Origin of the sequence: Methylotenera sp., assembly GCF_029945705.1 — a bacterium.
Taxonomy (GTDB): Bacteria; Pseudomonadota; Gammaproteobacteria; order Burkholderiales; family Methylophilaceae; genus Methylotenera.
The window spans coordinates 98,756-124,324 of sequence record NZ_JAQSDC010000004.1 but is presented as its reverse complement, the minus strand read 5'-3'; the positions used below and the strand labels follow the sequence as shown (position 1 = coordinate 124,324).

General features: G+C 41.3%; 25 protein-coding genes, 2 tRNA genes and 1 pseudogene. 22 read left to right on the top strand and 6 right to left on the bottom strand.

Features of this window, described 5'->3' with window-relative positions:
* The first annotated feature begins 37 nt into the window (after window positions 1-37).
* From PSU78_RS01560 to rpoH, 8 genes and pseudogenes are all read left to right on the top strand, one after another.
* Complete coding sequence (locus PSU78_RS01560) at window positions 38-1,453, top strand: exonuclease domain-containing protein (RefSeq protein ID WP_300383205.1); 1,416 nt, start codon at window positions 38-40, stop codon at window positions 1,451-1,453.
* 5 nt (window positions 1,454-1,458) lie between these two features.
* On the top strand, window positions 1,459-2,073 hold the full coding sequence (locus tag PSU78_RS01555) for an LON peptidase substrate-binding domain-containing protein (RefSeq protein WP_300383202.1): 615 nt from the start codon (window positions 1,459-1,461) through the stop codon (window positions 2,071-2,073).
* 265 nt (window positions 2,074-2,338) lie between these two features.
* A pseudogene (locus PSU78_RS01550) lies at window positions 2,339-2,464 on the top strand (IS3 family transposase); the annotation flags it as partial.
* A 44-nt stretch (window positions 2,465-2,508) separates the two neighbouring features.
* Window positions 2,509-2,712, top strand: a complete 204-nt coding sequence (locus PSU78_RS01545) for a hypothetical protein (protein WP_300383199.1) — start codon at window positions 2,509-2,511, stop codon at window positions 2,710-2,712.
* Window positions 2,713-2,720: 8 nt separating this feature from the next.
* Window positions 2,721-3,743 carry a virulence RhuM family protein gene (locus PSU78_RS01540; RefSeq protein WP_300383197.1) on the top strand — a complete coding sequence of 341 codons (1,023 nt, stop codon included), beginning with the start codon at window positions 2,721-2,723 and terminating at the stop codon, window positions 3,741-3,743.
* Between the two features lie 56 nt (window positions 3,744-3,799).
* Window positions 3,800-4,420 (top strand): DUF6088 family protein, encoded by a 621-nt coding sequence (locus tag PSU78_RS01535; protein WP_300383194.1) that lies wholly within the window; start codon window positions 3,800-3,802, stop codon window positions 4,418-4,420.
* Window positions 4,421-4,485: 65 nt separating this feature from the next.
* A complete protein-coding gene (locus PSU78_RS01530; RefSeq protein WP_300383191.1) occupies window positions 4,486-4,635 on the top strand; it encodes a hypothetical protein in 150 nt (49 codons plus the stop codon).
* A 218-nt stretch (window positions 4,636-4,853) separates the two neighbouring features.
* Entirely contained in the window at window positions 4,854-5,711 is an 858-nt protein-coding gene (gene rpoH / locus PSU78_RS01525) for an RNA polymerase sigma factor RpoH (RefSeq protein WP_300383188.1), read from the top strand.
* Between the two features lie 77 nt (window positions 5,712-5,788).
* Here rpoH and PSU78_RS01520 read toward each other — a convergent pair whose 3' ends face one another.
* Window positions 5,789-7,759, bottom strand: coding sequence for a dynamin family protein (locus tag PSU78_RS01520; RefSeq protein WP_300383185.1), 1,971 nt, complete (start codon window positions 7,757-7,759; stop codon window positions 5,789-5,791).
* Between the two features lie 196 nt (window positions 7,760-7,955).
* Here PSU78_RS01520 and PSU78_RS01515 point away from each other — a divergent pair, with 196 nt between their 5' ends.
* The 4 genes from PSU78_RS01515 to ubiB are packed head-to-tail and all read left to right on the top strand — an operon-like array spanning window position 7,956 to window position 11,318.
* The gene (locus PSU78_RS01515) at window positions 7,956-8,333 is read left to right on the top strand and encodes a DUF971 domain-containing protein (protein ID WP_300383861.1); all 378 of its coding nucleotides are present in this window, start codon (window positions 7,956-7,958) and stop codon (window positions 8,331-8,333) included.
* Window positions 8,334-8,348: 15 nt separating this feature from the next.
* Complete coding sequence (ubiE, locus tag PSU78_RS01510) at window positions 8,349-9,113, top strand: bifunctional demethylmenaquinone methyltransferase/2-methoxy-6-polyprenyl-1,4-benzoquinol methylase UbiE (RefSeq protein WP_300383182.1); 765 nt, start codon at window positions 8,349-8,351, stop codon at window positions 9,111-9,113.
* A 1-nt stretch (window position 9,114) separates the two neighbouring features.
* Complete coding sequence (locus PSU78_RS01505; protein WP_300383179.1) at window positions 9,115-9,714, top strand: SCP2 sterol-binding domain-containing protein; 600 nt, start codon at window positions 9,115-9,117, stop codon at window positions 9,712-9,714.
* A 59-nt stretch (window positions 9,715-9,773) separates the two neighbouring features.
* On the top strand, window positions 9,774-11,318 hold the full coding sequence (gene ubiB, locus PSU78_RS01500) for a ubiquinone biosynthesis regulatory protein kinase UbiB (protein WP_300383176.1): 1,545 nt from the start codon (window positions 9,774-9,776) through the stop codon (window positions 11,316-11,318).
* 35 nt (window positions 11,319-11,353) lie between these two features.
* Here ubiB and mutM read toward each other — a convergent pair whose 3' ends face one another.
* From mutM to PSU78_RS01475, 5 genes are all read right to left on the bottom strand, one after another.
* Complete coding sequence (gene mutM, locus PSU78_RS01495) at window positions 11,354-12,169, bottom strand: bifunctional DNA-formamidopyrimidine glycosylase/DNA-(apurinic or apyrimidinic site) lyase (protein ID WP_300383174.1); 816 nt, start codon at window positions 12,167-12,169, stop codon at window positions 11,354-11,356.
* Window positions 12,170-12,174: 5 nt separating this feature from the next.
* Window positions 12,175-13,086, bottom strand: a complete 912-nt coding sequence (locus PSU78_RS01490; protein WP_300383171.1) for a DUF4340 domain-containing protein — start codon at window positions 13,084-13,086, stop codon at window positions 12,175-12,177.
* A gap of 58 nt (window positions 13,087-13,144) precedes the next feature.
* Window positions 13,145-14,530, bottom strand: a complete 1,386-nt coding sequence (locus PSU78_RS01485; protein WP_300383168.1) for a GldG family protein — start codon at window positions 14,528-14,530, stop codon at window positions 13,145-13,147.
* 161 nt (window positions 14,531-14,691) lie between these two features.
* Window positions 14,692-15,438, bottom strand: a complete 747-nt coding sequence (locus PSU78_RS01480) for an ABC transporter permease subunit (RefSeq protein ID WP_300383165.1) — start codon at window positions 15,436-15,438, stop codon at window positions 14,692-14,694.
* A gap of 15 nt (window positions 15,439-15,453) precedes the next feature.
* Window positions 15,454-16,404, bottom strand: coding sequence for an ABC transporter ATP-binding protein (locus tag PSU78_RS01475; RefSeq protein WP_300383162.1), 951 nt, complete (start codon window positions 16,402-16,404; stop codon window positions 15,454-15,456).
* 342 nt (window positions 16,405-16,746) lie between these two features.
* On the opposite strand from PSU78_RS01475, the gene PSU78_RS01470 reads away from it, so the two are divergent.
* The 10 genes from PSU78_RS01470 (at window position 16,747) to PSU78_RS01425 (ending at window position 25,525) form a co-directional block, all read left to right on the top strand.
* Window positions 16,747-18,486, top strand: a complete 1,740-nt coding sequence (locus PSU78_RS01470; protein WP_300383159.1) for a tetratricopeptide repeat protein — start codon at window positions 16,747-16,749, stop codon at window positions 18,484-18,486.
* A 38-nt stretch (window positions 18,487-18,524) separates the two neighbouring features.
* On the top strand, window positions 18,525-19,154 hold the full coding sequence (gene lolB / locus PSU78_RS01465; protein WP_300383156.1) for a lipoprotein insertase outer membrane protein LolB: 630 nt from the start codon (window positions 18,525-18,527) through the stop codon (window positions 19,152-19,154).
* A 135-nt stretch (window positions 19,155-19,289) separates the two neighbouring features.
* Complete coding sequence (locus tag PSU78_RS01460) at window positions 19,290-20,531, top strand: carbonic anhydrase (RefSeq protein WP_300383153.1); 1,242 nt, start codon at window positions 19,290-19,292, stop codon at window positions 20,529-20,531.
* A 95-nt stretch (window positions 20,532-20,626) separates the two neighbouring features.
* Window positions 20,627-21,499 (top strand): 4-(cytidine 5'-diphospho)-2-C-methyl-D-erythritol kinase, encoded by an 873-nt coding sequence (gene ispE, locus PSU78_RS01455; protein WP_300383150.1) that lies wholly within the window; start codon window positions 20,627-20,629, stop codon window positions 21,497-21,499.
* A gap of 18 nt (window positions 21,500-21,517) precedes the next feature.
* Window positions 21,518-21,594 (top strand) — tRNA-Gln (locus PSU78_RS01450).
* Between the two features lie 172 nt (window positions 21,595-21,766).
* Window positions 21,767-22,717 (top strand): ribose-phosphate pyrophosphokinase, encoded by a 951-nt coding sequence (locus PSU78_RS01445; protein WP_300383147.1) that lies wholly within the window; start codon window positions 21,767-21,769, stop codon window positions 22,715-22,717.
* Window positions 22,718-22,833: 116 nt separating this feature from the next.
* Complete coding sequence (locus PSU78_RS01440) at window positions 22,834-23,442, top strand: 50S ribosomal protein L25/general stress protein Ctc (protein WP_300383144.1); 609 nt, start codon at window positions 22,834-22,836, stop codon at window positions 23,440-23,442.
* Window positions 23,443-23,510: 68 nt separating this feature from the next.
* The gene (pth, locus tag PSU78_RS01435) at window positions 23,511-24,086 is read left to right on the top strand and encodes an aminoacyl-tRNA hydrolase (RefSeq protein WP_300383856.1); all 576 of its coding nucleotides are present in this window, start codon (window positions 23,511-23,513) and stop codon (window positions 24,084-24,086) included.
* Window positions 24,087-24,205: 119 nt separating this feature from the next.
* Window positions 24,206-25,291, top strand: coding sequence for a redox-regulated ATPase YchF (gene ychF / locus PSU78_RS01430; protein WP_300383141.1), 1,086 nt, complete (start codon window positions 24,206-24,208; stop codon window positions 25,289-25,291).
* A 157-nt stretch (window positions 25,292-25,448) separates the two neighbouring features.
* Window positions 25,449-25,525 (top strand) — tRNA-Met (locus tag PSU78_RS01425).
* Window positions 25,526-25,569: the final 44 nt, after the last annotated feature.

The following is a 25,569-nucleotide window of genomic DNA, read 5'->3' as shown; positions in this document are numbered from 1 at the left end:
GATAATTAATCTCAAGCTTTAGGACGCATTAAACCAAATGTATTGGCTACCAGACTTAGTTTTTTTAGATATTGAAACTACAGGGGGTACACCTCTGTTTGACCGCATTACTGAAGTTGCTTTGATTAAAATTGAGGGTGGTGAGAAAACGGTAGTCTGGGAGTCTTTAATCAACCCAGAGACACCCATTCCACGTCAAATTACGGGATTAACTGGTATCACTAATGACATGGTGCAGCACGCACCAACCTTTAAAGAAATTGCGGGTGATTTATTTAGCCATCTTGAGGGTATGGTACTTACCGCACATAACTGTCGATTTGATTATGGCTTTTTAAAAGCTGAATTTAAACGTTTGGGCGGTACTTTAAGGCTACAAACGCTATGCACAGTTAAGCTGTCCAGACGCTTATATCCCCATGTGACAGGCCATTCTTTAGATGCAATTATGCGTCGGTTCAATCTTCATGCAAATGACCGTCACCGTGGTATGGGTGATACTCAACTGATGCTGGATTTTTTGGAAGCCGCAAAAAAGGATTTAGGTTCCGTAAAGGTTTTGGATGCCATCAACTATCTACTAAAAGGCCCAACATTACCCTCCTGGCTGGATCACACAATCATACAAAAAATCCAAGATGTACCCGGAGTTTATATCTTTTACGATGACGGCGATTTACCGCTATATATTGGTAAAAGCATTAAGCTAAAAACCAGAGTGTTAAATCATTTCGCATCAGACTATAAAACTGTTGCTGAAATGGAGATATCGCAAAAGGTTCGGCGTATTGAGTACAGAGAAACTGCCGGTGAACTAGGTGCTTTGTTATTAGAGGCAAAGTTAGTTAAACAGATGCAACCTAGCTATAACCGTCTTTTACGTAATGTGACCAAGTTATATGCCCTACGTCTATCCAATCAAATGAATGACTTGCCGTGGTTGCGTATTGTGAATATCGAAGATCTTGATCCAGAAAGTTTAGATTACATGTATGGCATATTCAAAACTAAGAAAGGTGCAAAAGATTTAATTCATAAATTAGCGGACGAATACAAAATATGTTTAAAACTTTTAGGCATTGAAAAAGGGATTGGTAAATGCTTCGCCCATCAAGTAGGTAAATGTAGTGGCGTCTGCGTAGGTCAAGAAAAGCACGAGTTACATCACTTAAGACTCAAAATGTCGCTTGCTTCATATAAACTTAAAGCATGGCCATATGCAGGTAAAGTGGGAATTAAAGAACTAAACCCAGATACCAACAAAACTGAAATGCATTTATTTGAAAATTGGTGTTACTTAGACACAGTTGATTCCGACGTGGATTTAACTGAAACTGTGAACACTAAATACAGTTTGAAATTTGATTTAGATATTTATAGGTTAATTGGTAAAGCTTTGAGCAATACGCGTAATGTAGTTGAGTTTGATAAATCCGATTTAGCGTTTATTTAAGCATCATGGAAATTTACCCAATACCACTCTTCCCACTAGAATTGGTAGTATGCCCTGGAGGGCGATTGCCGCTTAGAATATTTGAGGCTCGCTACCTTGATATGGTGCGTAATTGCATGAGGAATAATTCTTCATTTGCTATCGTTACCATATTGCCAGAGGGTGACACGGATCCAGAAGGCAGCTTTCCATTTGCTAATGTTGGAACCGTTGTAAAAATTGCTGAAGCCGATGTCACTACTGTGGGTTTAATGATGATCACTTGTATCGGCCAACAGCGAATCAAAATTGAATCGTTTGCACAACAAGCTGATGGCTTAGTAATTGGTCAAGTGCAGGATATACCAAATGATTTATCGATGCCCATTCCAGAAGATTTAATGCCCACGCAACAAGTATTGAAGCAACTATTAAGCACATTAACTGATCAAGATTCTGATTTGAAGAATTTGCCAATAGCTGAACCGTATGACTTTGATAATGCCACATGGGTTTCAAATCGATGGGTAGAGTTGTTGGATTTACCACTATTGAATAAACACAGACTAATGCAAATGGATAGCCCAATACTAAGACTAGAGTTGATTAACGATATTTTATATGCAAATCAATTAAGATAGATTCGAATCTATGAGTGTCGTTAATATTGAGAATAGTATGCAACTCGAATTTGTTGCGTCGATGGCGATGCATCTTGAGAATATTTATTGTGAAAGAACATCAAGCAAAGATACTCAACAACGAGATAGGTACACACAACTAATCGCTTATATTCAAAACTCCTCTTTTGAAGATGCTTACGCAAAGTATAAGCAGATTTCAAATGCAGACACGCCAATCGATCATTTTGATGCGGCGACCATTAAAATGGCACAGCGTTTAGCAAGAGAGGAAGCTAAATCAGAGATATTTGAATACATCGAAGTGTTTTACAATAGAAAACGTCGGCACAGTCATCTTGATCAGATGAGTCCGCTAGCGTTTGAAAAGTTACAAAGTGGAAGTCAATAAACGTCTACTAAAGCGGGTGAAGTCCAGATTGCGTTCTTTTACTATTGGCATATTTACATGATAAAAAAAATCTTAAAAGACCAGCTTTAAAGCCTTATAAAGATTTAGCTGAAAATTTAAAAGTTGGTGAGTTTGATGAACATTGGTTGTTTATTTATGAGGTACTAGCAAAAGATAAACTAACTAAATACTGGAAAAAGATGAAAGAAAGTAAAGTTAGTTTTATTAAAAATGATTTCGGAGTATAGAAAAAGTTATGTCTAATAAATCTGAAATGATTATTTACCAAAACGACGATGGTCGCATACGCCTAGAAACTCGCCTGCAAAACGAAACGCTGTGGATGACGCAAAGCCAAATTGCAGAGTTATTTGGTTGTTCAGCCGACAATGTCTCATTGCACCTTAAAAATATCTTTGAAGAAAATGAGCTGATTGAAGCCGCAACTTCCGAGGAATTCTCGGTAGTTCGTTTGGAAGGTGAGCGGCAAGTTTCACGTAACATCAAACACTATAATTTAGATGCGATTATCAGCGTAGGTTATCGCGTTAAAAGTGTGATTGCGACCCGCTTTAGAATCTGGGCAACGCAGCAGTTAAAAGAATTCATCATCAAAGGCTTTGTGATGGATGATGTGCGCTTAAAGAATCCACCTGTCGCTGGTTCTGCAATCCCTGATTACTTTGCTGAAATGCTTGCCCGTGTACGTGACATACGCGCCAGTGAGCGACGTATGTATCTGCGTGTGCGTGAGATTTTTGCACTGGCGGCGGACTATGCGCCAACGCTGGCCGAAACGACGAAGTTTTTTAGTGTGATTCAAAATAAACTGCATTTTGCTGCCACAGGCATGACAGCGGCAGAGTTAATTTCCAGCCGCGTAGACCATGCTAAGCCTAATATGGGGTTAAATACTTGGCTAAAAGATGAGGTACGTAAAACCGATGTGATGATTGCTAAAAACTATCTAGCCGAAAAAGAAGTGACCGAGCTTAACCGCATTGTAACGATGTGGCTAGATTTTGCTGAAGACCAAGCCAGAAGGCGCAAGCAGGTGTTTATGCAAGACTGGGCAGATAAGCTGGATGATTTTTTGCGCTTTAACGATAGAGCGGTATTAAACAATGCAGGGAGTGTGAGTAAAAAACAGGCGGAGGCTAAAGCCAGTTTGGAATATGAGCAATTTGACGAAACAAGGCGTGCTTTAAAAGAGACTGCGGCTGAAAAGGATTATTTAAGCCAGTTAATTGATGTGATTAAGTTAAATGATAAAAAGTAGCGTATTTTTCTAGAAAAAATATATACTTTTTCTAGAAATTTAATTACATTAACAATGTGAAAAACATATCTGAATCAATACTTTACTTTATAGCTGGTCACGGAAGGGCGTGGGCATTCTCATCCAGTGATTTGGCTGGGCGTTTTGCACGCCAACAGATTGATAATGCACTTTCTGATCTAGCTGAGGCTGGTAAAATCCGTCGCGTAGCACGTGGCTTGTACGATTACCCTCGCTTTAGCGATTTATTGCAAAAGACCTTATCGCCCGATATTGACCAAGTAGCCTATGCCTACGCTCGTAAGTTTAATTGGCGCATTGAGGTTTCTGGTGATTCTGCCCTCAACCTATTAGGGCTTTCTACCCAAATACCCTCGCAATATGTTTACCTGAGTGATGGGCCCAGCAAAAGCTATGATGTGATGGGTGTACAACTGAGCTTTAAAAAAGCCACCTTAAAAGATATTGGTTTTAAACACCGCGAAAGCACGCTGATTGTGCAAGCACTTAAAGCATTGGGTAAAGAGCATTTAAGCGCTGAGTTATTTGCAAAAATCCGTGAACAGGTTGACGCTAAAAACTATAGCAAAATTTTACGTGATACGCAGGGCAGCACTGGCTGGATTTACGAGGCGGTTAAGGCTATTTGCAACCCCATAGAAACGGCTAATAGCTAAATGGATAAGTCGCCCGTTTATCTGCCAAAGATCGTAGCGATTTATTTGCCGAAACAGCAATAGCGATGCGTAAAACCCCTGCCATTGCAGAAAAAGACTTTTGGGTGGTGTGGGTGTTGAATCGGGTATTTGCCAATGCTGAACTAGCGCGTATTTTAAAGTTTAAAGGCGGTTTAGCAAATTTAGCTGTAATCAAATGTGAACTCTGGAAATAGAAAAAACTAGCTGGTTTAATTAAACTTTTTGGTGACTTTGTAGATTTTGATGTCAAAAATGTAATTAGGATAAGTAAAATCGATTTGTAAACGACTTTAATGTCTTGTTAACGACTTTAATATCCATGAACAAAAATCACTATTAATTGAACCATTTAGCCACTAGCACTCTAATAGCAAGAGTGCTAATATAACATCTATTGGAGGAAATAAGTTCAATGAGTAACGCATTAACATTACCAGTATTAACCGCATCTGACAGCCTAGAGCATTACTCTAGGGTGATTAAGGCGTATCCTGTCCTGTCCGCGGAAGAGGAATATTCGCTTGCCGTAAAATTTAGAGCAGACAATGATTTGGAAGCTGCCCGTCAGTTAATTGTCTCGCATTTGCGCTTAGTCGCAAGCATTGCGCGTGGCTACAATGGTTACGGCCTGCCACAGTCAGATTTAATTCAAGAAGGCAACATCGGCTTGATGAAGGCGGTAAAACGCTTTGATCCAGAGCGTGGTGTGCGCTTGGTATCTTTTGCGATGCACTGGATTAAAGCTGAAATGCACGAGTATATTGTGCGCAATTGGCGTATGGTTAAAATTGCGACGACTAAAGCACAACGTAAACTGTTCTTCAATTTACGTAGCATGAAAACTGGCTTAAATAGCTTGCAACCTGCTGAAGTAGCGCATATTGCTAAAGAGTTGAATGTTAAACCAGAAGAAGTGCTGGAAATGGAAGCGCGCTTAAATGGTCACGAGATTTCACTTGAGGCAAATATTGATGATGACAGCGATGAGCAATACAGCCCTATCGCCTATCTACCAGATGAAGGTTTAGAACCTCTAGAAGCTTTGCAGTCTAAGCAGACTGAAGTAGCCGAAACAACAGGCTTAGCAAATGCACTTCAAAACTTAGATGACAGAAGCCGTCGTGTAGTTGAAGCGCGCTGGTTGCAAGATGAAGGCGGCAAAACATTACATGAGCTAGCTGATGAGTTTGGTGTTTCAGCTGAACGTATTCGCCAAATCGAACAAAAAGCGATGCAGAAGATGAAAAGCTTGATGTTAGCTGGTCGGTAATTTAGATTACCGTGAGAATTAAATAAAAAAGGCTGCAATGCAGCCTTTTTTATTTCCATGAACTAAATCCTATCAAATTACGCAGCCATTTCACTCTCAACTGGCTCAAATGCCAGTGCGTTCTTCATGTGCATGCGCAATACTTTCAGATCATCTAACTGCGCTTGTATGCTCTTCTCAATCGCTTCCAGCTCTAGAATGCGGTCTTCCAAAGTATCGGTCGCTTTATAAATACGTTTAATACTTTCTAAGCGACGACGCAATTGCAACTGGTGCTCACGCACTTGAGATTCCATTGGTGAAATCACTGCTTTTAGCCAGTTTTCAATATCACGGTTCGCCACTTCATATACATGAATCACCCGGCTAGCAAGCGTTTCAAAGAACTTGGTGGTGAGCGTCATTTTCTCATTAGCAATCATATTAAATGCCGTGTTAAATTGCTCTTTGTATGCTCGCTCTAACTTAGCTAACTCTTTTTGATAACGTAATGTAGAGAAAGCAGGTGGGTCAGACTTACGCAAACCATGCTCTTTGGAAAATTTCTCATACATCACATCCATCATTTTCTTAATTTCATCTATTTGAGAGTCAGACGAAACTAAACGCGTTTTCAACTCCTTGAAGAAGTTATCCATCGCATCGCGAATAGTTTTAGTAAAACTCGCACCCTGCATGGTCTCACGAGTAGAGTGTACATGCGTTTTAAGCGCCTCCATGCCTAAAAGTGTGAACAGTCTATTGGTATGTTGAGAGAAAATACTGCGCAATGCTTGAAATCGTTGTAAACCTTTCTCGAAATTCTCCTTATCAACCTTAACCTTGTTCATCATGTGCTCAACAACGTCTTCATTCTTGCCACGTAAACCACGCAACTCAAGCAGCTGATCATTGATTCCAGAGATACGCGCATCTAAAATTAAATGAGAGTTGGCGATCAAATCTTCAATTTCGTTTTGTGTGTTATCGCGAACAATTTCTTTTTTAGATGGAATCAACTCATCAGATAAAGCACGTTCCAGCTCTAAAATACGGCTCTTATCAAGCAACTCTGGATCATTATTAACCTTGGCCAACAGACCCTTTTGGGCGGAAATAGGGAATATCTGATTAGTCTCTAAGCCCAACAAATCTGCACTAGATTGGATTTGCTTGGTAAGTTCCTTTTGAATTTCCTCTTCGTCTTTAAGCTCGTCCCAAAGACCATCAATTTTATTGAGTACGGCTAAACGGCCTTTTTGTTTCCAGCGTGTACCACTAATATACTGGCGCCAAACGTCTATTTCCGATTTAGTCACGCCAGTATCTGCAGCTAATATAAACAATACCGCGTGGGCATTCGGCAGCATGTTCAAGGTTAACTCAGGCTCGGTACCAATCGCATTCAAACCTGGCGTATCTAAAATAACCAAACCTTGCTCTAGTAACGGATGCGGGAAGTTAATCATCGCATAGCGCCAACTTGGCACGTCAATCGTGCCATCTTTGTTGAGGCTTAGCGCGTCATCCGCACTATTAGGGTCAAACAAACCATATTTCTCTGCTTCTAATACTGATACCGCTTTAGTGCTACTCACCTCTTTAAAGGCAGTCACCATACTTTCGTTTGAATCGATGTCAAAGGTAACGGTTTTCCATTCTTCTGGATAACGCTTGTATTCTGTAGTAGTGGCATCAGATAAGCGCGTTTCAATTGGCAACAACATAATTGAACTTGGTTTGCTTTTATCGTAGAGCAACTCTGTCGGACACATGGTTGTACGACCTGCGCTTGAAGGTAATAACCTTGTGCCGTAGCCAGCAAAGAAGATTGCATTAATAAGTTCGGATTTACCGCGTGAAAATTCCGCTACGAATGCAACGTTCAATTTATCTTCACGAAGTCTGTCTAACAGATGCTGTATACGTTGATCAACTTGACCGTCATTGAGCTCTTGCTCATTCAACCAACTCCGATAATCAGAGATGGTATCGACTAAGGCTTTGCGCCATTCGGTATATGCTGCAAATTGATTTGCTAGTTTGCTGTTAGATTTTTCTTGAGCCATGTCAATCCTTACCTATTTTTACTTAATGGAACTCTATCATTATTTTTATATTAATCAACCAAATCAATTAACTATTATTTACATTTAAAATAAAATTTAGATAGGCGGGCTAAATTTGATGACGAACGGTGCACTGATGCATCATCATCAAGCCATGCCATTCTGTTATCATCTTATTTTATCTAAAAGAGTCATCATGAGCGGCTTAACTAACAACACTCCCCGTCCAATTGACATTCGATTGCATCAGGCTTCGCGTCTATTAGAGATTAAGTTTGATAACAATATGGAATGCCAGTTATCTTGCGAATTTTTGCGCGTTTACTCACCTTCAGCGGAAGTAAAAGGACATGGTCCTGGGCAAGAGGTATTACAAGTGGGTAAAGAGGATGTCAATATCACCGCTATCGAACCAGTTGGAAATTATGCGGTCAAGCTTACATTCTCTGACGGTCACAACACAGGTTTATATTCATGGGACTACTTATATGACCTTGGTAGAGACTATGAGGCACTTTGGCTAGAATACTTAGGCCGATTAAGTGCTGCTGGCATTCAACGCAAAGAAAGCTAATACGGATAACGTTTAATGACGACTGAACACAACACAAACCAAGACAGCAATCAAAATACGCACTTTGGGTTTAAAACTGTTGCTGAAAATGAGAAAGCCAAAAAAGTAGGTGAAGTTTTTCATTCTGTAGCAAGTAAATATGACCTAATGAACGATGTCATGTCAGCAGGTTTACACAGAGGCTGGAAGCGCTTTGCCATAGAAATAAGTGGTGTAAAAGCAGGTGATAAGGTGTTAGATATTGCGGGTGGCAGTGGTGATTTATCTAAGTTATTCGCAAAAAAAGTGGGCGCTGATGGCCAAGTAATTCTGACCGACATTAACGCTTCAATGCTGGCTGTTGGACGCGACCGCATGCTGGATGCAGGTTTGAGTGTACCTGCGCTTCAATGTGATGCTGAAAAGCTACCCTTCCCTGACAATCACTTTGATTGCGTGATTGTGGCATTTGGTTTGCGCAATATGACGCACAAAGATAAAGCATTAGCAGAAATGCAGCGAGTGCTTAAAGTGGGTGGTAGATTGTTGGTGCTGGAATTTTCAAAAGTGTGGCAGCCGCTTTCAAAAATATACGATGTCTATTCATTCAAACTATTGCCATTCATGGGGAAAATTCTCGCTAAAGATGCGGAGAGTTATCAATACTTGGCTGAATCTATACGCATGCACCCAGACCAAGAAACACTGAAACAGATGATGGTAGAGGCAGGCTTAAGCAAGGTGGACTACTACAACCTTGCCGCAGGTGTAGTAGCTTTGCATAAAGGGTATAAAACTTAATATGCTTAAAGCACTTTCAACGCGTTTATTGCAGCATCTAATTTCTCAAAACAGTTGGGCGAGTAACCTGTTAAAGCCATTTGCAGGGAAATCAATACAAATTAATGTGAGCTTTGTTTCGACTAGCTTAGTGATTTTAGAGAACGGCAATTTAGCCATTGCGGGCGAAACTAACATCTCCGATGCTACAGTGACAATTCCACCGAGCCTGCTTTTAAGATTACTCGCTAAAGATGAAGCCGCAAACAGACAAATTAACATTGAGGGTGACACGCACCTAGCCGCAGAGTTGGCTAAAGTACTTTCGAATATGCGTTGGGATTACGAGGATGATATAAGCAATCTGATTGGCGATATTCCTGCTAATAAAATAGGTACCTTTGCACGCGATACGGCAAATTCAGTGAAAGAAACTGGCATTAATTTAGCCGAAATGTTGAGCGAATATTGGCAAGAAGAAATGCCGCTCATTGCTAAAAAGCGTCACGTAGAGCAGTTCAATGCAGAAGTTGATACGCTAGGTTCGGACGTAGCACGCTTTGAAAAGAAGTTAGCTAAGCTTACTAAGAGCATCAAAGCAGACTTAGATAACAGTCTATAACCATGGCCTCAGAAAATTAAACAAAAACAGCAATGCTGTAGATAACAACGACTAAATATATGCGTATTTTCCGGCTTTTTTATATTATTTATATCGCACTACGGTTTGGCCTAGATGAGTTCATCTTAAGCCACACAAAACTGAAGCCGCTAGGGAGCATCATCAATGCTTTGCTGTTTTGGCGTGACAAAAGCAAACCGCGTGGCGAACGACTAAGATTAGCGCTTGAAGCACTAGGGCCGCTTTTTGTTAAGTTTGGACAAATGCTATCCACTCGACGCGACTTAATTCCGCTGGATATTGCGGACGAACTTGCCAAACTACAAGACCAAGTGCCCCCTGTTGCATTTGCGCAAATTGAAGCAGTCATACATGAAGCGTTTAACTTACCGCTCAATCAAGTGTTTTCAAGTTTTGAAGAAACCGCCATTGCCAGTGCATCCGTCGCACAAGTGCATTTTGCTCACTTACTCGACGGCACACCTGTAGCCGTAAAAGTATTACGTCCAGACATTGCAAAAGTCATCAATCATGATTTAGAGCTTTTAGATACTGCCGCATTGTTATTACAAGGCATATCCTCAGAAATTAAGCGCTTAAAACCGCGCGAAGTTGTCGGAGAGTTTGCAGAGCATACGCATAGTGAATTAGATTTAACCCTAGAAGCCGCCAACTGCACGCGACTTTCCAGTAACTTTCCAGATAAACGTTTGTTAGTTCCGCATGTCTATTGGGACTGGTGCCGTCAGCAAGTCATGGTGATGGAACGCATGGTGGGTACACCGATTAGTAAAGTCGATGTGCTGCGCGCTAAGGGTATAGACATTCCGAAACTTGCACACGATGGCGTAGAAATATTCTTCACGCAAGTATTTCGGGATGGTTTCTTTCATGCTGACATGCACCCTGGCAATATTCAAGTGGCGGATGACGGTCGTTATATCGCGCTTGATTTCGGCATTATGGGCACGCTGACAGACAACGATAAATATTATCTTGCACGTAATTTTCTGGCTTTCTTCAATGGTGATTATCGCGATGTCGCTGTGGCGCATATCGAGTCTGGTTGGGTACCCAAAGACACTAACGTAGAAGCGCTAGAAACTGCTGTACGTGCAATATGTGAGCCTATATTCGACAAGCCACTTAAAGATATTTCATTTGGCCGCACACTGTTAAGCCTATTTCAAATGTCACGTAAATTCGGTGTAATTATTCAACCACAGCTAGTCATGCTGCAAAAAACTTTACTGAATATTGAAGGGCTAGGTCGCGATTTAGATCCTGATATCGACTTATGGCAAACGGCTAAACCATTCTTAAAACGCTGGATGAGCGAGCAAGTTGGTTGGCGCAGCATTGTTAAAGTCATGAAAAAAGAGCTGCCTTATATTGCAAAGAACCTGCCACAAATGCCGCGCTTGGTGCATCAATTTTTGACACAACAAACCCGCGCCGAACAAGACGCGCCTATCAGACTAGCCATTGACGCACTAATCAAAACTCAAGAAAATCAGGCGCGCTGGCAAAAACGATTAACGTTAGCCATTGGGCTACTGGTGGTATTGCAAGTGGCAGGGTTGTTGATGTACCGTTACTTATAGATAAAAATTAACTATTTAATTTAAACATAGTCTAATTATCGTTTCTGGCATTTATCACAATAAAACGTAGAGCGCTGGCCTAAACGTATACATTTAATCAGTTTTGCACAGACCTTACATGGCTCGTTCGTGCGGCCGTAAACAAAGTACTCTTGCTGAAAATAGCCGATATTGCCATCCACACCAAAGAAATCTCGCAAACTACTGCCGCCCGCAGACAAAGCATCATTCAAGGTGCTTTTAATCTCCGCTACCAATCTTTCACACTGTTTCAAAGTGAGTTTATTAGCAGCCGTTTCCGGATGTATGCGTGCTCGAAATAAAGACTCTGATGCATAAATATTGCCTACACCCACCACGACATGACCATCCATAATCGCGTTTTTAATGGCGAGTGTTTTATTGCTTAATGCTGTGTGTAGATACTTTGCGTTAAAGTCCACCACTAGCGGCTCGGGGCCCAGACTATTTAGCAACACATGATTATTGTCTTTGTTATCTATCCATAATACTGCGCCAAAACGACGCGGGTCACGCAACCGCAACACGTGACCATCAGCAAACTCAATATCGAAATGGTCATGCTTTTCCGGCGGGTAAGGGGTATCAAGTAATTGAATACGGCCAGACATGCCAAGGTGCAATAGCAAAGTACCCGTATCATACTCACACAAAATGTACTTCGCACGGCGTGTAAGGCCTCGCAGCGTTTGATTAGGTAGTATTTGAAGCAGAGACTGAGGAATTGGCCAACGTAGCGTAGGATGGCGAATAGAGACAGATTTAACTACTTTGCCAACAAGAGGCAAAAGCCCACGCCTTGTGGTTTCTACCTCTGGTAATTCTGGCATAGTTTTTACTTGCTTGGAATATTAATGGGCGGATTAAGCATAGTGAATCCAGCATCCGCAGGGAAATTGTAAATCAAACCTTCGTCTGGACGTGCTAGCAACAAATCAGGCGACTCTTGAATTTTATCAAAATGTACTTTGCTGCCATCAGCTAACTTAATCACCACATATGGGTAAGTAACTTTACGATCTGGTGTATACATTTCGACAGATTTTGCTGGATTATGCACCCATGAAAAATCTAACCATTCGTTCATCTCATTCTGTTGTGGCTTAGCTGACGCGATTGAAGCATTCCATTTGCCGTCAGCCAAATCGACATTCAATCTTATATCTGACCACTGCTCTAGATGACTAAAGTCAAAACCAGCTATTTTTTCAGTTGGTTTTAATGGGGATTTATCAATTAACTCAATAACCTGTGTTGAAGCCGCTTCAGCATAATTATTTGACACCAAATAAACTGCATCTCGATGAGCGACATACTGCTCATCCGTCACAGGATTGTGTGTACCAAAGGTGAACTCTTCTACATTGTTTTTATCTTGGCTGTTTTTATCTCTAACGAGTTTGAGCTTAAGCTCAGGATTGTTTAGACCGAACTTCTCTAAATCAGGATTAGTAATTTTATCTTTTGATCTTGCCGCAATAATAGACAAAATACGTTGCACAGATGCTTGGTCCGCTCGCATGTTAACAGGCGCACTTAAACGCCAGAAACCATTCACTTTATCCAGTTTAACGGCAGCTTTAGCTGGAAACTCCACACTAATTGCATTAAATTCAGCAAGCTTGTATGCAGAAATATCATAGTTAGCTTCTTGTTCTGTAGTTTGTTTAGGGCGCAAATATAAAAATGCAACCAAACTTGCCACTATGCACAACATCACCAAATTAACTAACCAGCGTTTTTTCATGTATGCCTTAATCTCTCACAATTTAAACTTAAAACTTACGGATTCAAATACTCACAAGTTAAGCTTTTCTACGTTTCCACCAGAAGTAAAAACCCGCAATCATCATGCCAAACGGGATGAAGTATTGAAAGCCATGAAACACGGTCCAAGCAACTATGCGGCCTGACTCTGTATCTGGAATATTCACGTTAATATCTTTAAGTGGCATAGGTTGTATCGTGATAAGCTTATCGTCACCTGCAAGCCAGTTCACCATATTCACGCCCAAATCTAGGTTTCCACCATTGGTAATAAAGGTATTAGACAAGAAGTTACCATTACCCATCACCACTACGCGCTGACCTTTTTTGCCGTAGGTACGCTCTAAAGCCACACCAATATTGATTGGGCCACGTTTGTCTTTTTTCTCATTGAAAGTAGGTTTAGCATCTTTAGCTAACTTTTCTGAGGCTAACCAACCATTTGGTGCTACTTCAATTAGATTACTAACTTTCCAGCCATTTTCATCTGTACCTTTAGCCGTCACTTCATGCGCTTCTGGGAATAAAGTACGCAGCATAAAATTGGTAGTAATTGCATGTTCACCATACAAACTCGCGAATGCAACACGAGCATCCGCACCATATTGCGCTGAAGCCATATCTAAGGCGATACCAGGCGAAACGTGCAAACCTAAGTAATCTGCAACTTCTTTCATGCCACGATAATTATCGTCATCAAGCAACCAAAATAAGTTACCCCCCGCTTCAAGATAAGCTTTGATTTTCTTCGCTTCTACTTCACTCACATCAACTTGTGGACTAGCAATCACCAGCATCGCACCATTACTAGGTACGTTTTGCGCGATGGTTAAATCTGGGTTGGCAAATTTAAAGCCTTTTTTCTCTAATTGTTTACCAAACTCACCCAAGTCAAAGTTCTTTACACCTAGTAAATTGCGCTCACCGTGACCGTCTAAATACATGACTGCTTGTTGATTCGTGCGAGACAAGCGTACCAATAAGTTGGTCATTTCTTGTTCAGCAATAGGTGGAATGATGTGTTCAATACGCTTGTTGTATTCCACAATCACTTCACCATCTTCTTTAACACCAGCATCCTGCGCTAGTTTTGGCTCAATTGAAGGGTTTACAAAAGTCAGATTAACGTTCTTCTTTTCACGTTGATAGCGCGCTACAAAGTCAATCATGCCTTTTCGGAAATTGTCGCCGCCCGATGCGTCATCTTTAGTCGCAAATACCGTAATATTGACAGGTGCACTCATTTGCTTAAGCACGTTAACACTGCCTTGCGTGAGAATGTTACGGTTCGCTTGTGTAATGTCTTTTGCAATCCGATACTGGCTCGCTAAATAGCCAAGCAATATCACCAACAATAAAAACAGTACAACAAAAAAACCATTTTGCACTAACAGTTGAAAACGTAATTTACGATTGATATTCATTTTACAAGACCTAATATTTCAAATATTTAAAGGTTTTTAATCATTTAAGTTTCTAAGCTAGGCAAGGTGCGGACAAAAAATTATCACGCCGCATATGTTCAATATGCGAGGAGTAGTTTTTTCTGGGGAACGCAGCATAGCGACGAAAATTCAATGATTAGTTAGCCGCGCAAGCGGTCGGCATCTAAACGACGCACAGTTAAAGTTAAAAATGTGATGATAAATAACAAGAAATAAGCAATATCACCTGTATCAATTAAACCACCTGAGAATGATTGAAAGTGACGTGTAAGCGACAAGCTCGCTAACATATTGCTTGGGTCGCCCGCAAAAAAGCGATCTAAGAACATCAAAGCGAATAAAGCGATAAACGTTAAAATTGCGGCAATCACTGGTTGCTGGGTCATACTTGAGAAATACAAACCGAGCGCAGAGAAGCTAGCAATCATCAACAACAAGCCGATTGAATTGGCAATGATGAAGCCAAAATCGATGTCTGCCCAGATATTAAGTGTAGATAACATCAGTCCGATAAACACAACCAAGATACTTAAAAATGCTACTAAGCCCAGAAACTTACCCATTACGATTTCCGTAAGTGAAATTGGCGCACTAAATAAAAATGGTAAAGTTTGGCTACGACGCTCTTCAGAAATCAATCGCATAGATAATAATGGCACGGCAAACAGCACCATAAATGACGCAAAGCCATACACCATTTGCCCGACGAACTGCGTGACGCCAGTTCGTTCTGCAGGGCGCATTGCGCCTGACATGACGGCAAAATAATCATTCACGCCGTTTAAGTAGTATGTACCGAATGAAAACATCAGTAGAGATAAAATTACCCAACCCATAGGCGAGGCAAACATACTTTTAAGTTCTTTTCTTGCTACATTGATAATCATGATGAGACCTTAAGTTTACGCGGCAGTATGTTCTGCAACAGGCTGTTCTTGATAGGTAAGTTGCACGAATACATCTTCCAAGCTGGTTTGATCAGGTGCAATTTGATACAAGCCCCAACCATTTTTAACTGCTGCTTGCACAATAGACTCAGCTGGCGCGGCATCTTCAGCAAAACGCACTCGCATTAAACCGGCTGAAACGTTTTCAGCTTCAGTAACACCATCAATTTTTAACATTTCATCTGTAGATGGTGAATTGTGCATACCAACTAATAGCTTATTACCGATACGGTGCTTTTTAAGCACATCAATCGCGCCATTAAAGACCAACTTACCCTTATCGATAATTTGCACATGGTCACACACCATTTCAACTTCAGGCAAAATATGAGTAGAGATAATCACGCTACGTTCTGCGCCTACTTCACGAATCAAGGCACGAATGTCACGAATTTGAATTGGATCTAAACCAACCGTTGGCTCATCCAAAATGACAACCATCGGGTTATGAATAATGGCTTGTGCAATACCTACGCGCTGTTGATAACCGTTTGATAAGTTTTCAATTAAACGCTTGCTCATATGACCCAAACCACAACGCTCTTTTGCCACTTCCACTGCTTTTTTGATACTGCCAGCACTCACTCTGTGCAACCTGGCCGCAATGGTTAAATACTCATCTACAGTTAACTCTTTATACAGAGGGCGCATTTCAGGCAAGTACCCAATAAGCGCTTTGGCTTCTTTTGGGCTTTCCATCATATCAATACCGCAAATCTTGACTGAGCCATTACTTGGCGCAAGATTACCAGTCAGCATTTTCATTGTGGTCGATTTACCCGCACCGTTTGGACCTAAAAAGCCCAACACTTGACCTTTACTTAAAGTAAAACTCACATTGCTGACAGCTTCTCTGCCACCGTATAGCCGTGTGAGCTCGTTTGCCTCTACTGTAAAATTATTCATAGTTACTCTATTTGTTATTACAAAAATACAGGTTATTGTGACTAAAAATCAATCAGTTATCTTTAAAAATCACGAGCCTGTCAGCGCTAAAAATTACTTATGTTTTTGAGAGCTACAATCTATTGAGAACCGCAACACAGTAAAGTTCTATTGACATTCATCGCAGTCAATCCATAATTATGGAGGAACTTGCAGCACCTGTCACGGACTAAGAAATAGAACAGTACAATACCGTAGTAATGGCTTATTATCTTACATATTAATTTGTCGCGACTATTAAACCTTATTTTTAAAGCTTATTTTCACTCATTCTCAATAATTACAAAATAACTTATGCGCCCAATGACTCGTCTATCTCAAACTAAACGCCACTTAAACAAAAATTTGTTTAAGGCTAAACATATCATCGGTACAAGCCTGATTGCTGGCGCCTTATGCATGAGCGGTTGCGCAACCGTCGCGAATGGGCCAGCCAACCAAGCAGCTCAAGCCAATCCATTCAACGCTGAAGCAGACTTTGTTTTTAAATATTTAGTGGCTGAAGTTGCTGGGCAGCGCGGCGATCTAGCAACGTCAAGCAAGGTTTTTTATGAGTTGGCGAAAACTTCGCAAGATGCCAGCCTAGCAGAGCGTGCTGCCAAAGTTGCAGCTTATGGCAATGTGCCGGGCATGACCGTTCCTAGCATAAGGCTGTGGTCTGAACTCGACCCAACTTCCACCGAAGCGCAACAAGCAATGACAGAAATACTCATTGCGACAGACCAATTAGATGCGGCAAAACCTTATTTGAAGAAACTTTTTGATAAAGAAGAAACCCGTGCTGGTGGCTTTTTATATCTAAATAACCTACTTAGCCGCAGCAAAGACAAAGTTGGGGTATTGAGTTTGGTTCAGTCGCTTGCAGCACCTTATCCAGACCTAGCTGAAGCGCAGTTCGCAATTGCGCAGTCCGCCTATGCAGCAAACCAAAATAACGTAGCATTGCAAGCACTAGATAAAGCCGAAACACTTAAACCAGGCTGGAACGTCGCAGCATTGCTAAAAGGGCAAATCTTATTCAATCAAGCACCGCAATCTGGTATAGATTTTTATCAATCATTTTTAGATCAATATCCTGATTCAAATGAAGTTCGCGTCAACATGGCGAAAATCATGGTGAACCAAAAGCAATATGACGCGGCGAAAAATCAATATCCAATCATATTGCAATACGGTAAAAATAGCCCAGAAGTGACTGCCGTTGTTGGATTACTTTCATTCCAAGCTGGTGACTTTGCGGGAGCTGAGGCTTATTTTAAGCAAGCCTTAACACAAGACTTTAAAGATACCGACCAACTATACATTTACTTAGCGCAAGTCACTGAAAAACAAAACCGTGATGCTGACGCAATGACTTGGTACAGCAAAGTGCAACCTGGTCCACGCTTCTTAGAAGCTCAAATTAGTGCGGCAAACTTAATTGCACGTACCCAGTCGGTAGATAAAGCCATTGAAAAACTAGATGCTGTAGAAGACTTAACAACTGAGCAGCAAATCATTGTCATTCAAACGCAGGCTTCATTGCTAGCAAAGGCTAAGCGCGACAATGATGCTTTTGATTTACTGGATAAAGCTGTTAAAAATCTACCAAATACTCCAGAGTTAGTTTACGACTACGCGCTAGCCGCTGAGCGAGTTCACAAACTAGACATCATGGAAAGCGAGTTACGCAAAACTATCGCGGCTAAGCCTGATTTTGCAGCAGCATACAATGCACTGGGTTACTCATTTGCTGACCGTAACATCAAGCTAGATGAAGCAGTCACACTGATAGAAAAAGCTTTAACCATCAGCCCAAATGACCACTACATGCTGGATAGCCTTGGCTGGGCATACTACAGAAAAGGCAAGCTGGACAAAGCAATTACATACTTGGAACAAGCTTACCAAGTAAATCAAGACCCTGAAATAGCTGCACATTTAGGTGAGGTTTTATGGCAAAAAGGTAAGCATGATGAAGCTAAAAAGATTTGGACTGACGCACTGAGCAAAAATCCAGATAATGAAGTACTGATGACAACTGCCAATAAATTCAAATCATAAGTTTTTTTGCTTAAAGATTTAGGAATTAAGATTTACAGATGAAGTTAGCTCGTTTACTTTTCACTTGTAGCCTTGTTGCTATGGTGGCGAGTTGCAGCTCGCTACCTAAGCCTGAAACCAACCACAACGCCGCCTCACTAGCACGCCAGCAAGCGCATTTGCAAGATATTGCAGGTATAGACCAATTTAGCATTAAAGGTCGCATCGGCGTCCAAGCGGATGGCAAAGGCTTCTCTGGCAGCCTCTCTTGGCAACATAACAAAATAAACGATGACATCGCCCTATACTCGCCGCTTGGCGGGCAATTAGCTAGCATTAAGAAAACTGCTGAAAACGTGACTTTAGAGGACGCTAAAGGCAATCGCGTTACTGCCGCAGATGCTGAAACGCTCACTCAAAACACGTTAGGATGGCAATTGCCACTAGCAGGTCTTGCGGATTGGTCGCTAGGACGTCCAAGCAACAGCGCCATTCAAGCCAGCACATGGGATGAACAAGGTCGTTTGAGTACTTTAAAGCAAGATGGTTGGGATATTCAATACGAGAACTATGCCGATCAGAATGGTCATTTTTTACCAAGCAAAATCCTACTTAGAAACGAAAAAGTCTATTTAAAGCTATTGATTGAAAGTTGGTCTCATATTACAAACTCCAGCATTACCAACTAATTTCAAGCAAAATTATTCCAAAACTAGTCCAAATCTAGGAATTAAGGTCTAAATCCAGCAGTACTTCATCATTAAAATCTCTGACTATCTCAGCATAATTTAGGCTGAAATAAATTTGTTGAGGGCTGAGATGCAATGAAAAGATTAATCGCACTATTCATATTCTGTTTTGCTATATGCAGCAATAGCCAAGCGGCGCAATGGGTCAAGCTCAGCGACAACAATATTGAAAAAATAATGTTGGATAAGCAATCTATCTTGCAACAAGATAAATACAAAAGAGCGTGGGTGAAAGTTGAATACAAAACTCCACAAAAAAATCCAGAAACTATCGATAAACAATATAACTTATCAAAATTACTCTGGTTTTTTGATTGTTCCGCACAAAAATCTGCCACTTCTCAAGTTTTTCAATATTTTAATAGCGAGCTAGTTTACTCAGCAGGTATTGATTCCAAAAGTGCTGAATTTATTGAACCCGTGCCAGAAACTGACATGGATATTGCCATGCGCTATGTGTGCCAAGCAGAAAAGCCTAAAGTTGCTCCCATAGAGCAAAAACCTACCACAGCTTTAACTAAGGCTGAAACGCAAAAACCCGTACCAGCAAAACCTGAAACAGAAAAACCAGCTGATACTAAAGCTGTCGCCGTCACAGCCAAAGCGGCAGTGATTAAACCTGTGGGCAACAAAAAAAACGACAGCAAAACACACTGGACGTACGAAGGCAAAGAAGGTCCAGAGAATTGGGCAAAACTTAGCCCTGAATTTGCAACTTGCGATGTGGGTCGCAATCAGTCGCCAATCAATATTGAAGATAGCATTCATGCTGCTATTAAAGCTTTAAAAGCGATACAGAAATTTCCTGCAAAAGATATTTTCAACAATGGTCATACCGTACAAATTAACTTTAAAGAAGGCAATATGCTGGCACTTGATAACAGCGCCTTCCAAATGAAGCAAGTACATTTCCATGCCCCTAGTGAAAACACCATACATGGCAAGTCCTTTCCGCTAGAAGCGCACTTTGTACATGCTGACTCTAAAGGTAATTTAGCCGTGATTGGCGTGATGTTTACCGAAGGCAAAGCCAATCCAGCGCTTGCCAAACTTTGGGAGCAGCTACCTGAAGCAGAAGGAGAACCAGTTGTACTAAAAAATCGCGTCATGCCTAGTGAGTTTATGCCTGACAATAAAAGCTACTATCGCTTTAGCGGCTCTCTGACCACGCCACCCTGCAGTGAGGGCGTACGCTGGCTGTTAATGAAAAATCCTATCACAGCCTCTAAAGAACAAATCGATGCCTTTAAGAAAGCTGTTCATCACAGTAATAATCGCCCTGTGCAGGCTTTGAATGGTCGGGTGATTATTGAGTAGCACTTACGCAACAATCCTGCACAATCATTAGAACAGCTAATTAAAATTAGCTTCGTCAATCTAACCTTAGGCTAGATGCGTTAAAATATTGGCTTATGCAAGATTTTCAATCATTTTTAGCACCTGCAAAAATCAACTTATTTCTGCACATTACAGGTCAGCGGGCAGATGGTTACCATTTGCTACAAACCGTTTTCCGCCTACTTGATTTATACGACACCATCAAACTAAAGCCAACTAAAGACGGAATTATAAAGCGCGTCAACGATGTCGCTGGTGTGCCTGCAGAACAAGATTTATGTGTTCGCGCAGCAAATCTATTGCAGCAACATACACAATGCCCGTTCGGCGTAGAGATTTTAGTAGAAAAGCACATTCCTATGGGCGGCGGCTTAGGCGGCGGCAGTTCAGACGCGGCGACGGTGCTGTTAGCTTTAAATAGTTTGTGGCAGCTTAACTTAAGCCGCAAAGAACTCATGTCGCTAGGCCTGAAATTAGGCGCCGATATACCTTTCTTTATTTTTGGCAAAAACGCTTGGGCAGAAGGCATAGGCGAACAATTAACCGAGATTAATCTGCGCGATTCCTACTACGTTGTGCTGAATCCAAAAATACATGTATCAACAGCACAAATATTTGCCAATAAGCAATTGACAAAAAGCACGAATCCTATGACAATGTCGGACTTTTCTGGGACGGCTAAATTAACAGCATGTAACTTAAGTGCTGATTTTATAAATGACCTAGAAAAAATAGTCTGCAGTGAATACCCCGCTGTTTTAGATTGCTTAAATTGGCTCAGTCAATTTGGCGACTCAAGAATGAGTGGTTCTGGTGCTTCGGTCTTTTTAGAAGTAGTAGATGAAAAAACTGCAGGTGATATATGCAATCAAAAACCTAAAGATGTTCAGGGCTTTGTTGCAAAAGGGTTGAATCAGCACCCGCTAATGAACCTTATGGTTGATTAGATAGACTGATTAAAATATTGGGGAGTCGCCAAGTTGGTTAAGGCACTGGGTTTTGATCCCAGCATCCGAAGGTTCGAGTCCTTCCTCCTCAGCCAAATTTAGAAAGCAGAATTAAAACTGCTTTTTCTTAGAATACAAAGCGTGTAGATTTTTGATTTACGCGCTTTTATTTTTTGTAAGTTTTTGCTAATAAAGTTTTTATTGATAGTTTGATGCTGAGGCTTTAAGCACAGTGTTTACAAGCACGGTTTAATAGGAAATCAACAGATGTCTAACGGCAACTTAATGGTCTTTACTGGCACGGCTAACCCAGTGCTAGCGCAAGAAGTAGCTAAGCACTTAGGCATTGAGCTTGGTCAAGCGCACGTTGGTACATTTAGCGATGGTGAAACCACGGTTGAACTGCTTGAAAACGTACGTGGTAAAGATGTATTCGTGTTGCAATCTACCAGCCACCCAACCAATGACAGCCTAATGGAAGTCATGGTTATGGTTGATGCGCTTCGTCGCTCTTCTGCTGGTCGTATTACTGCTGCAATCCCCTACTTTGGTTACTCACGTCAAGATCGCCGTCCGCGTTCAGCACGTGTAGCAATTACGGCTAAAGTGGTTGCGAATATGCTGACAGGTGTTGGCGTTAATCGTTTGTTAACTATGGATTTGCACTCAGATCAAATTCAAGGTTTCTTTGATATTCCAGTCGATAATATTTACGCCACACCGATTTTGTTAGCTGACTTGTTGAAACAAAATCATGAGAATTTAATGGTGGTTTCACCTGATGTAGGCGGTGTTGTGCGTGCGCGTGCAGCAGCTAAACAGTTAAATTCAGATTTAGCAATTATTGATAAACGTCGTCCAAAACCAAATGTTGCTAAAGTGATGAACATTATTGGTGATGTGACTGGCCGCACCTGCGTGATTATGGATGACATGGTGGATACCGCAAATACACTTTGCGAAGCGGCAGCCGCACTTAAGAAGTTTGGCGCTAAAAAAGTAATCGCATACGCCACTCACCCAGTATTATCTGGCGGCGCAGCAGATCGCATTATGAGCTCTGAGCTTGATGAATTAGTAGTGACCAATACTATTGCGCTTGGTACTGAATCAGCCAACTGCAAAAAAATTCGCCAATTAAGCACAGCAGAATTATTAGCTGAAACTATTCGCAGAATTAGCAGTGAAGATTCTGTTAGCTCACTTTTCATGGACTAAAAGGTTTATAGATTAAAAGTTTTTAACCCTGCAGACTGGTCGCGGTATGCAGTTTTTGTGTAGTAAGGCTATCAAAAGCCTAGCAGTAAAAGTAGTATCAAATTAGGAGTAGTAAAATGTCTATCGAAATTAATGCAGTAAAGCGTGATGTAAAAGGTACGGGTGCGAGCCGCCGTCTTCGTCGCGCAGGCACCGTTCCAGGTGTTGTTTATGGCGCTGGTAAAGAGGCTGTAACACTTGAAATTAACGCTAAAGAATTATTCTTAGAGTTCCGTCATGAGGCATTCCATGCTTCAGTATTAACGTTGAACGTAGAAGGCAAAAAAGAAAGCGTATTGTTACGTGATTTCCAAATGCACCCAGTTCGCAACACTATTCAACACATTGATTTTCAACGTGTAAGTGCTACTGAAAAAATCCACGTTAAAGTGCCATTCCACTTTATCAATGCTGAAATCGCTCCAGGCGTTAAAACAGGCGGCGGTATTGTTGCACACATTTTGACTGAAGCTGACGTAAGTTGCTTGGCTAAAGATTTGCCTGAGTTCCTTGAAATTGACTTAGCTGGTCTAGAAATGGGTAGCTCAGTTCACTTATCACAAATTAAATTGCCAAAAGGCGTTGAATTTGTACAACTAGCTCACGGTAACGATGCAGCCGTTGCAGCGATTGCTAAAACACGTGGCGGCGCAGCAGATGCCGCTGAAGCAACACCAGCAGCTTAATTTATAAGCATGCTAACTAACGCGCACTTTACTATGAAGTGCGCGTTTTTTATTGGTACTATTGCATGATGAATGGCATAAAATTATTCGTTGGTTTGGGAAATCCTGGTGAAAAATACACCGCAACCAGACACAATGCGGGGTTTTGGTGGATAGATGAAGTCGCTGCACAAACCAATAGTAAATTAGCTTTAGATGCAAAGTTTTTCGGCATAGTTGGTAAGCTCAACGCTAAAGCGGACACTTGGCTACTTAAACCAACTACGTTTATGAACGCTAGTGGTAAATCAGTGGCTGCATTAGCAAACTATTACAAAATTGCACCCACTGAAATATTAGTAATTCATGATGAGCTTGATTTACCAGCAGGCGGTTTAAAACTCAAAGTTGGTGGCGGCCATGGTGGCCACAATGGCTTAAAAGATATTGAGGCTGCACTTGGCACAAAAGACTTCTGGCGCTTGCGATTAGGCATTGGCCACCCAGGCGATCGCAATGAAGTAGTTAATTTTGTTCTAAAAGCACCAACAAAAGATGAGCAAGCCGCTATAGACGAAAAAGTCTATGAAAGCACCAAGCTGATAGATTTATTGCTTGCAGGCGAATTTGAAAGCGCAATGTTAAAACTGCATACTAAAAAATAATGTTTTAAATAACATTCACACGTCATTTCCGCGAAAGCGGGAATCCATGTTGAATGAAACAGATATAAAAATGGATTCCCGCTTTCGCGGGAATGACGAATTAAAGAAAGAGTTAAATTATGAAATGCGGAATTGTTGGTCTACCAAATGTGGGCAAATCCACACTATTCAACGCCATTACCAATGCTGGTATTGCGGCAGAAAACTATCCATTCTGCACGATTGAGCCAAACGTGGGCATTGTAGAAGTGCCAGATACGCGTATGAAAGCGCTCATCGACATTGTTAAACCGCAAAAAGTACAACCTGCAATTGTTGAATTTGTAGACATTGCTGGATTGGTAGCCGGCGCATCAAAAGGCGAAGGCTTAGGTAATAAGTTCTTAGCTAACATCCGCGAAACAGATGCTATTGCGCATGTGGTACGCTGCTTTGAAGATGCCAACGTCATTCACGTTTCAAACAAAATTGATCCACTTTCTGACATTGAAGTGATTAACACAGAACTAGCGCTTGCCGACATGGAAACCGTAGAAAAAACCATGCAGCGCGAAAGCAAAAAAGCTAAAAGTGGCGATAAAGACGCTATTGCATTGTTAAAAGTGCTAGAAAAAGTGGTGCCGTGTTTAGACCAAGCCAAAGCAGTTCGCACACTAAACCTAGATGCAGACGAACTACTACTATTAAAACCTCTATGCTTAATAACAGTTAAACCAGTCATGTACTTGGCTAACGTAGATGAATCCGGCTTTGAAAACAACCCGCTGTTAGATAAAGTCGTGGCGCTAGGCAAAGCTGAAAATGCACCAGTGGTATGTATTTGCGCGAAAATTGAAGGTGAAATTTCTGAATTAGATGAAGAAGATAAAACATTATTCTTATCAGAATTAGGCCAAGATGAACCAGGCTTAAACCGCGTCATCCGCGCCGCTTACGATTTACTAGGCCTGCAAACCTACTTCACCGCTGGCGTGCAAGAAGTACGCGCTTGGACAGTAAAAAAAGGCGCAACCGCTCCACAAGCCGCAGGCGTGATTCACACAGACTTTGAACGCGGCTTCATTCGCGCAGAAGTGATTCAGTACGAAGAATTCGTGAAAAACAAAGGCGAACAAGGCAGCAAAGAAGCAGGCAAAATGCGCTTAGAAGGCAAAGAATATATCGTTCAAGATGGCGATGTGATGCACTTTAGGTTTAATGTTTAGCTTAGCAAGATTCAAGGTATAGCTGCGTGAGGGCTAAAGTTTAGCTCCAAACGCATCAACGCAAAAAGTTAAGCGTAAATTGCAAACTAGCTTTGACAATTTGCGCCTAAACCACTAGAATTGCGCCCTTGCTAAAGTTTTGGCAACCGATTTAAAAGGTGATGTAGCTCAGCTGGTTAGAGCACAGGATTCATAATCCTGGGGTCGAGGGTTCAAGTCCCTCTTTCACCACCAACACAAAAAGGCCACATCTTCGGGTGTGGCCTTTTTTATTTTCG

Bases quoted from the DNA above. Each gene is read 5' to 3' on its own strand.
- PSU78_RS01560 (WP_300383205.1), top strand. From the start codon at position 38: ATGTATTGGCTACCAGACTTAGTTTTTTTAGATATTGAAACTACAGGG.
- PSU78_RS01555 (WP_300383202.1), top strand. From the start codon at position 1,459: ATGGAAATTTACCCAATACCACTCTTCCCACTAGAATTGGTAGTATGC.
- PSU78_RS01540 (WP_300383197.1), top strand. From the start codon at position 2,721: ATGTCTAATAAATCTGAAATGATTATTTACCAAAACGACGATGGTCGC.
- PSU78_RS01530 (WP_300383191.1), top strand. From the start codon at position 4,486: ATGCGTAAAACCCCTGCCATTGCAGAAAAAGACTTTTGGGTGGTGTGG.
- rpoH (WP_300383188.1), top strand. From the start codon at position 4,854: ATGAGTAACGCATTAACATTACCAGTATTAACCGCATCTGACAGCCTA.
- PSU78_RS01520 (WP_300383185.1), bottom strand. From the start codon at position 7,759: ATGGCTCAAGAAAAATCTAACAGCAAACTAGCAAATCAATTTGCAGCA.
- PSU78_RS01515 (WP_300383861.1), top strand. From the start codon at position 7,956: ATGAGCGGCTTAACTAACAACACTCCCCGTCCAATTGACATTCGATTG.
- ubiE (WP_300383182.1), top strand. From the start codon at position 8,349: ATGACGACTGAACACAACACAAACCAAGACAGCAATCAAAATACGCAC.
- PSU78_RS01505 (WP_300383179.1), top strand. From the start codon at position 9,115: ATGCTTAAAGCACTTTCAACGCGTTTATTGCAGCATCTAATTTCTCAA.
- ubiB (WP_300383176.1), top strand. From the start codon at position 9,774: ATGCGTATTTTCCGGCTTTTTTATATTATTTATATCGCACTACGGTTT.
- mutM (WP_300383174.1), bottom strand. From the start codon at position 12,169: ATGCCAGAATTACCAGAGGTAGAAACCACAAGGCGTGGGCTTTTGCCT.
- PSU78_RS01490 (WP_300383171.1), bottom strand. From the start codon at position 13,086: ATGAAAAAACGCTGGTTAGTTAATTTGGTGATGTTGTGCATAGTGGCA.
- PSU78_RS01485 (WP_300383168.1), bottom strand. From the start codon at position 14,530: ATGAATATCAATCGTAAATTACGTTTTCAACTGTTAGTGCAAAATGGT.
- PSU78_RS01480 (WP_300383165.1), bottom strand. From the start codon at position 15,438: ATGATTATCAATGTAGCAAGAAAAGAACTTAAAAGTATGTTTGCCTCG.
- PSU78_RS01475 (WP_300383162.1), bottom strand. From the start codon at position 16,404: ATGAATAATTTTACAGTAGAGGCAAACGAGCTCACACGGCTATACGGT.
- PSU78_RS01470 (WP_300383159.1), top strand. From the start codon at position 16,747: ATGACTCGTCTATCTCAAACTAAACGCCACTTAAACAAAAATTTGTTT.
- lolB (WP_300383156.1), top strand. From the start codon at position 18,525: ATGAAGTTAGCTCGTTTACTTTTCACTTGTAGCCTTGTTGCTATGGTG.
- PSU78_RS01460 (WP_300383153.1), top strand. From the start codon at position 19,290: ATGAAAAGATTAATCGCACTATTCATATTCTGTTTTGCTATATGCAGC.
- ispE (WP_300383150.1), top strand. From the start codon at position 20,627: ATGCAAGATTTTCAATCATTTTTAGCACCTGCAAAAATCAACTTATTT.
- PSU78_RS01445 (WP_300383147.1), top strand. From the start codon at position 21,767: ATGTCTAACGGCAACTTAATGGTCTTTACTGGCACGGCTAACCCAGTG.
- PSU78_RS01440 (WP_300383144.1), top strand. From the start codon at position 22,834: ATGTCTATCGAAATTAATGCAGTAAAGCGTGATGTAAAAGGTACGGGT.
- pth (WP_300383856.1), top strand. From the start codon at position 23,511: ATGAATGGCATAAAATTATTCGTTGGTTTGGGAAATCCTGGTGAAAAA.
- ychF (WP_300383141.1), top strand. From the start codon at position 24,206: ATGAAATGCGGAATTGTTGGTCTACCAAATGTGGGCAAATCCACACTA.